This window comes from Flavobacteriales bacterium (genome assembly GCA_013214975.1).
Lineage (GTDB): Bacteria > Bacteroidota > Bacteroidia > DT-38 > DT-38 > DT-38.
In genome coordinates this window covers 1-6,807 of the sequence record JABSPR010000124.1, presented here as the reverse complement: position 1 = coordinate 6,807, position 6,807 = coordinate 1, and the positions used below count along the sequence as shown (strand labels likewise).

Below are 6,807 nucleotides of genomic sequence, written 5' to 3'. Positions count from 1 at the left end.
TAGCCACTAATACTTCTACACTAGAAGAATACTTTGCACAGTTGTATGCTCACACCGATATTGAGAGCAACCCATCAAGTGGAGGAAGATCTATGGTGGCGCATTACGCTACTCGAAATTTAAACGATGATGGAAGCTGGAGAGATCTTACTAAAATAAAAAACTCAGCATCTGATTTCTCCTGTATCGCTGGTCAAATGCCTAGACTTATGGGGCAAGCGTTGGCTTCAAAGCTCTATAGGCAAAACAAAGATTTACATCAATACACTACATTTTCAGACAAAGGAAATGAGGTAGCATTTGGTACCATTGGTGATGCTGGAACATCCGAAGGCATGTTCTTCGAAATAATGAATGCGGCCGGTGTATTGCAAGTCCCAATGGTTATGTCTGTTTGGGATGATGGGTTTGGAATTTCCGTTCCGAAAAAGCACCAAACTACTAAAGCCGATATTTCTGAGGCTATGGCCGGCTTCGAAAAAACTGAAGAAAGTAATGGCTTAATTATCTATAAAGTTAAAGGCTGGGATTATCCAGAACTCTGTAGAGTGTACCAAGAAGCTGTTCGCTCAGCAAGAAGAGATCATTCACCTATCCTAATTCATGTGGACGAATGCACCCAACAACAAGGGCATTCCACTTCCGGCTCTCACGAACGATATAAAACAGATAAAGAGTTAGCCTGGGCAGACGAATGGGACTGCATTAAAAAAATGAGGGAATGGATGATTAATATGTCCATCGCTTCAGAAGAAGAACTGAATGAAATTGATGCCAAGGCTAAAAAAATTGCAAAGACAGCTCAAGTTTCTGCTTGGGAAACATATACAAAAGGAATTCACGACGAACTAGAAACAGTATCTGGCATTTTTACAAGGCTCGAAATACAAAGTAAATTTCAAACGGAAATCAAAGCCTTAAAACAAGAAATCTCAAATCTTCAACTTGTAACTGATCGGAAATCGATCATTACTCGAGTCAAGAAAGTATTAAGAATTACGCGTGATGAAGATTCTTCGGCTAGAAAAGAGCTACTCTCTTGGTTAGATGAATCTAATGCTGCGAATTACGAAAGATATAATTCATATCTATACAGCAACTCGGCGGATGCGGCGATTAAGATTAAAGAAGTAAAAGCAGAATATAATGAGGATGCTAAAATTGTAGATGGCAGGGAAATTCTAAAACACAATTTCGACGCAATTCTAACTCAAAACCCAAAGGTATTTGTATTCGGACAGGATGTCGGGACTCTAGGAGGTGTTAATCTAAGCATGGAAGGCATGCAGGCTAAACATGGGAAATTGCGAGTAGATGATGCTGGCATTAGAGAAGCAAGTATAATGGGGAAAGCCTTTGGGTCAGCCCAAAGAGGTTTAAGACCAATTGCCGAAATACAATATTTAGATTACCTCGTTTATGGCTTACCTACCATGACAGACGACATGGCAAGTTTACATTACAGAACCAAAGGTGGACAAAAAGCACCAGTAATAATCAGAACAAGAGGACATCGTTTAGAAGGTATTTGGCATTCTGGATCTCCGATGGGAATGATTATAAATGCAGTTCGTGGAATGTATGTTATTGTCCCAAGAAACATGACGCAAGCAGCTGGGTTTTACAATACCATGTTAGAATCCGATGATCCGTCACTAATAATTGAACCACTTAGCTCATATCGATTAAAGGAAAAACTCCCGTCTAACCTTGGTCAGTTTAGAATTCCTCTTGGTCAACCCGAAATAATTAAAGAAGGCTCGGATATTACAATTGTTACATACGCCTTTTGCTGTAATATCGCTTTAGCCGCAGCTAAAGATCTGGAAAAAGTTGGAATATCCATTGAAATAATCGACATACAAACCCTACTTCCTTTTGATGTTAATCACAGCATTATCAACTCTATAGAAAAAACGAACAAAGTTTTATTCTTCGACGAAGATGTTCCTGGTGGAGCCTCGGCATTCATGATGCAAAAAGTTATAGAAGAGCAAGAGGCATATAAATATTTAGATAGTCAGCCAAGAACTCTCACTGCTAAAGAACATCGACCAGCATATGGTACAGATGGAGATTACTTCTCCAAACCTAGTTCAGACGAGGTTTTTGAGACAATTTATACCATGATGCATGAAGTTAACCCAAACAAGTTTCCGGTTATATACTAGTTCGTTAATAACTCCTGCCAATATTTGATTCGGCATCCTCTCCGTCTTTCATCCTTTCCTTAATTTTATACTATGAATAAAATCGTATTGATTCTTTTGGCATGCATTTTTGGAGGAAAATTTTGTATCGCAACTGAGACATGGCAAATTACTGTCATGGTCTCTCCTTCTATCGAGAATATGTCCGACAAATTAGATCGCCAATATAACCGCCTAAATAGAGATACAATTAAAAACAATCCAGATTTAAACAAAATCGATTTGTACGACATAAAATGGTCTTATAACTATGGAATAGAGTTTAAATCTTTCATGACAGATTTAAATAGTTTCTCGACTGGATTGTTCTTTGTCAATAAAGGATATCAAAAAGTACTCACATACCCAGATGCACCAGATAAACTAGTTAGACTAAACGCTTTTTATGTCGAAACTCCTGCAGTGTTTAATTGGCACAAAGAATTAAATAAAAAGTCGCGCTTAATATTTTCAACGGGTCTACATCTAGGTCGATTGGTGAGTGAGAAAATAGCAACATTTTCTTTGGATGAAGATGGTTCGGGGAAATTCAGTGATGACAAACTAATAAACAGAGAATTAAAATTATATAACCCATGGTATATTGGTGGTAATGTGGGCTTAGGCATTAGCATGTACGTTAAAACCAAGATGGTACTTATCCTTCAGCCAAATTATACGCATCAGTTCAATAAAGCTGAAAGACAAGATGCAGCTGCTGTTACTTTCAAGGAAAATAAGTTTAGATCATTCTCTTTTGATATGAAACTTGGTTATTATTTTAATAGAAAACTCAAAAACGGGAGGAAAAAGATTTAACGTATAACTATGGGAATAAAAACAACGGAAACCCCTTCGAACCACGATCATTTAGAAAAAATGACGACGAATGAACTCTTATCTAATATCAATAGAGAAGACAAGACTGTTGCTGAATCCATTCAAAAAGAAATCCCTCAAATTGAAAAAATTGTAGACCAAATAACTCTTAAACTAAAAAATGGTGGTCGCCTATTTTACTTAGGCGCAGGCACCTCCGGACGTTTAGGTATTGTAGACGCTAGTGAATGCCCACCGACATTCGGTGTACCACAAGGTTTAGTTATTGCTCTTATAGCAGGTGGAGATACAGCTATTCGAAAAGCAGTTGAATTCGCGGAAGACGACTGGGAAGAAGGGTGGAAAGATTTACTAATGCATGAAGTAAATGAGAAAGATGTAGTAATTGGAATTGCAGCTTCAGGAACAACTCCTTATGTTATCGGAGCACTTGAAAAATGTAACGAACGCAATATAACTACAGGCTGTATTACGTGTAATGATGAATCCCCTTTAGCCGAAGTAGCATCGTACCCTATTAGTGTTGTGGTTGGACCAGAATTCGTTACTGGTAGTACACGTATGAAAGCTGGTACCGCACAAAAACTAGTTCTAAATATGATTACCACATCGGTGATGATTAAACTCGGAAAAGTTCAAGGAAACAAAATGGTGGACATGCAGCTTAGCAACGACAAACTAGTTGACAGAGGTACCAAGATGATCGTGAACGAAATTGGGGTAGACTATGCAACGGCTAAGGATATGCTCTTAAAGTTTGGCAGTGTTCGAAAAGCTATTGAATCAAAACAACAAGAATGAAATACGATGTAATTATAGTTGGTGGAGGAATTGTAGGTTTAGCCACAGCCCTTCAATTATTAGAACAAAAGCCTACAATCAAGCTCTGTTTATTGGAGAAGGAAGACGGTGTTGCCAGACATCAAACGGGTCATAACAGCGGTGTAATACATTCTGGAATCTACTATAAACCAGGAAGTTTAAAGGCAATTAATTGCATAAAGGGATACTATCTAATGCTGGACTTCTGTAGGAAAAATGATATTGCACACGATATGTGTGGTAAAATAATTGTTGCAACTTCTCAGGAAGAATTTCAACCTCTGGAAAACATCTACTCAAGAGGAATCGAAAATGGACTTAAAGGCATTAAAAAAATCAATCAGGGAGAATTAAAAGAAATAGAACCACATGTTAATGGCATTAAAGGACTTTGGGTTCCTCAAACTGGAATAATAGACTATAAGCAAGTATCAAAAGTATATGCTCAACTCATTCAAGAAAAAGGAGGCAAAATTAAGTTAAAGCATAAAGTTTTAGACATTCAAGAAAAAGGAAATGAGCTTACAATAGAAACAGATCAAGGTAGTTTCTCAACTAGCCTTGTAGTTAATTGTGCCGGACTGTATTCTGACAAGATCGCTAGGAAAACCTTCCCTGATCTTGATATAAAAATCATTCCGTTTAGAGGAGAGTATTACATGTTTAAAGACAGTGCTAAACACCTGGTGAACAACCTTATTTATCCTGTACCAGATCCAAACTTTCCATTCTTAGGTGTGCATTTTACTCGAATGATTAGTGGTGAAATAGAGGCTGGTCCAAATGCCGTATTAGCATTTAAACGTGAAGGATATAAACTAACAGATGTAAACATAGCCGAATTCATGGAATCTTTAGCTTGGCCTGGATTTCAAAAAGTTGTTGCTAAATACTGGAAAGTTGGTATGGGTGAAATGCATCGTTCAATATCAAAGGCAGCCTTTACTAAAGCCTTACAAAAATTATTACCAGAAATACAGGAAGATGATCTTACCCCTGCTCATGCTGGAGTAAGAGCACAGGCATGCGATATTAAAGGAAACTTATTAGATGACTTTAGCATAATGGAAAGGGATAAAATAATAAACGTTTGTAACGCACCATCTCCAGCAGCCACTTCTTCTTTGGCAGTAGGTGAAACCATCGCTGGCTTAGCACTCAATCAACTTAATTAAGTGGTAGACATTGAACCTCACTATGCATGGCGTAATATTTACGTTTCGTCGAAAGACGAGAAATCACCTCTTTTTGAACGCGACTACAGTGAGCTCGATCTAGAAAACAAAATCTATGATCACTTCATTCATCCTCAATGGGACCACATTGGCTCTACAACACTTTACATTAAAATTATTTTCGTTGATTATGATACTCAGTTTGCATGTATCGAGTTAATTGGTGAATGGAATGATTGTATTAACAACGATATCATGCATTTTAAGCGCAATATCCTTGATGACTTAATGTTTCATGGTATTAATAAATTCGCTCTTATCGGAGAAAACATTTTGAATTTTCACGCTTCTGATGATTCTTACTACGAAGAATGGAAAGAGGAAATAGAAGATGGTTGGATAGCGATAGTGAATTTTCAAAATCATGTTCTACGTGAATTTGAATCTGAAAATATCTTGGATTACTTTAACTGGAATGAAGATTTAAACTTTGTTGCTTGGCGAACTTACAATCCAGAACAGCTACAGGCAGTACTTTCTAATCTTTTAGAAATTCCTCACTGGATTAGTTAGAAATAATTTCGAACTCAATTCGGCGATTTTCTTGTCGCCCCTCATCGGTATCGTTAGTAGACACTGGCTGAACTTCTCCATAACCAGCAAACTCCAAGCGATCTTTACTGATCTTATTGCTAATTAAATACTGAACAACAGTTTTTGCTCTATTCTCCGAAAGCTTCTGGTTGTACACATCACTACCCTTACTATCCGTATGACCGCCTATTCTAATTTTCAGTGACGGCATATCTTTCAATAGCTTAACTAGTTTTTGCAACTCAGCATTCGACTCAGGGGTCAAATCATATTTATCGAATGGAAAGAAAATATTTCTAAGAATAATCTTTGTACCTACTGCGAATTTTTTCAGAGTAACATCTCGAATTATTTCGGAATATCCACCTACGTTAGCTGGCACATTAACGTTCTCTGAATGAAACAAGTAATCTACTTTATTAACCGAAATACCATAATTCCTACCAGCAGGAAGAGACACAAGATATTTACCCGATGCTCGGTTCGACTTAAAAGTAGCAACCTTTTCATTCTTCGTATTATCCATAATTTCAATTGTAGCCTCTAATGGATCTCCTGTTTTCTCATCCGATATAACCCCTTTAAGAATCGTTAAGTTGCTCGTCTTAATTTCAACTTTTTTAGCGACTACCTTCTCTTTAACTGGACTCGCAACACTGGCCAACAAATTGTCTTCTCCGTTTAACACTGGCTCTTTTTCCGGTCCTAAGAATGTAATCATATAGATATCTTCACGACCATACCCACTCTTCTTATAAGATGAATAATAACCTCGCTTACCGCTGGCACCAATTACAAAGAATACATCTTTATCTGCACTGTTAATTGGGTATCCCAAGTTTTCAGGAGTAGACCATTTACCATCCTCGAGAACAGATTTAAAGATATCTAACCCACCCATCGACATATGCCCTTGAGAACTAAAGTATAGTGTTTTACCATCCGGGTGCATATAAACAGATTCTTCCTTTAGAGGTGTATTAACAGCTGGTCCAAGATTTTTAGGTTCGCCCCACTCCTCTTTATCCTCATCCCAATGGCTTAAGTATATATCATGATCGCCATATGAATCTTCTGGCTTATCGCTAACAAAGTATAAAGTCTTGGAATCATAAGAATAACATGCCGACGACTCGTGATAAGGTGTATTAATGTTCTTTCCCAGTCTCTTCGCCTTCGACCAATTC

Annotated in this window: 6 protein-coding genes; 5 read left to right on the top strand and 1 reads right to left on the bottom strand. The window is 37.5% G+C overall.

The window, feature by feature from the left end:
• The 5 genes from HRT72_04660 to HRT72_04640 all read left to right on the top strand — a co-directional run.
• Positions 1 to 2,171 (top strand): transketolase (locus tag HRT72_04660; GenBank protein ID NQY66998.1); only part of this gene is annotated, 2,171 nt, incomplete at its 5' end.
• A gap of 72 nt (positions 2,172 to 2,243) precedes the next feature.
• The gene (locus HRT72_04655; protein ID NQY66997.1) at positions 2,244 to 3,008 is read left to right on the top strand and encodes a hypothetical protein; all 765 of its coding nucleotides are present in this window, start codon (positions 2,244 to 2,246) and stop codon (positions 3,006 to 3,008) included.
• Between the two features lie 9 nt (positions 3,009 to 3,017).
• Positions 3,018 to 3,830, top strand: a complete 813-nt coding sequence (gene murQ / locus HRT72_04650; protein NQY66996.1) for an N-acetylmuramic acid 6-phosphate etherase — start codon at positions 3,018 to 3,020, stop codon at positions 3,828 to 3,830.
• Complete coding sequence (gene lhgO / locus HRT72_04645) at positions 3,827 to 5,026, top strand: L-2-hydroxyglutarate oxidase (protein NQY66995.1); 1,200 nt, start codon at positions 3,827 to 3,829, stop codon at positions 5,024 to 5,026. Before murQ ends, lhgO begins: the two co-directional genes overlap by 4 nt.
• Positions 5,027 to 5,599, top strand: a complete 573-nt coding sequence (locus tag HRT72_04640; protein NQY66994.1) for a hypothetical protein — start codon at positions 5,027 to 5,029, stop codon at positions 5,597 to 5,599.
• Here HRT72_04640 and HRT72_04635 read toward each other — a convergent pair.
• Positions 5,592 to 6,807: OmpA family protein (locus HRT72_04635; protein NQY66993.1), on the bottom strand; the 1,216-nt coding region annotated here is incomplete at its 5' end. The genes HRT72_04640 and HRT72_04635 overlap by 8 nt on opposite strands.

Coding starts and splice junctions, on each gene's coding strand:
- lhgO (NQY66995.1), top strand. CDS start 3,827: ATGAAATACGATGTAATTATAGTTGGTGGAGGAATTGTAGGTTTAGCC.
- HRT72_04655 (NQY66997.1), top strand. CDS start 2,244: ATGAATAAAATCGTATTGATTCTTTTGGCATGCATTTTTGGAGGAAAA.
- murQ (NQY66996.1), top strand. CDS start 3,018: ATGGGAATAAAAACAACGGAAACCCCTTCGAACCACGATCATTTAGAA.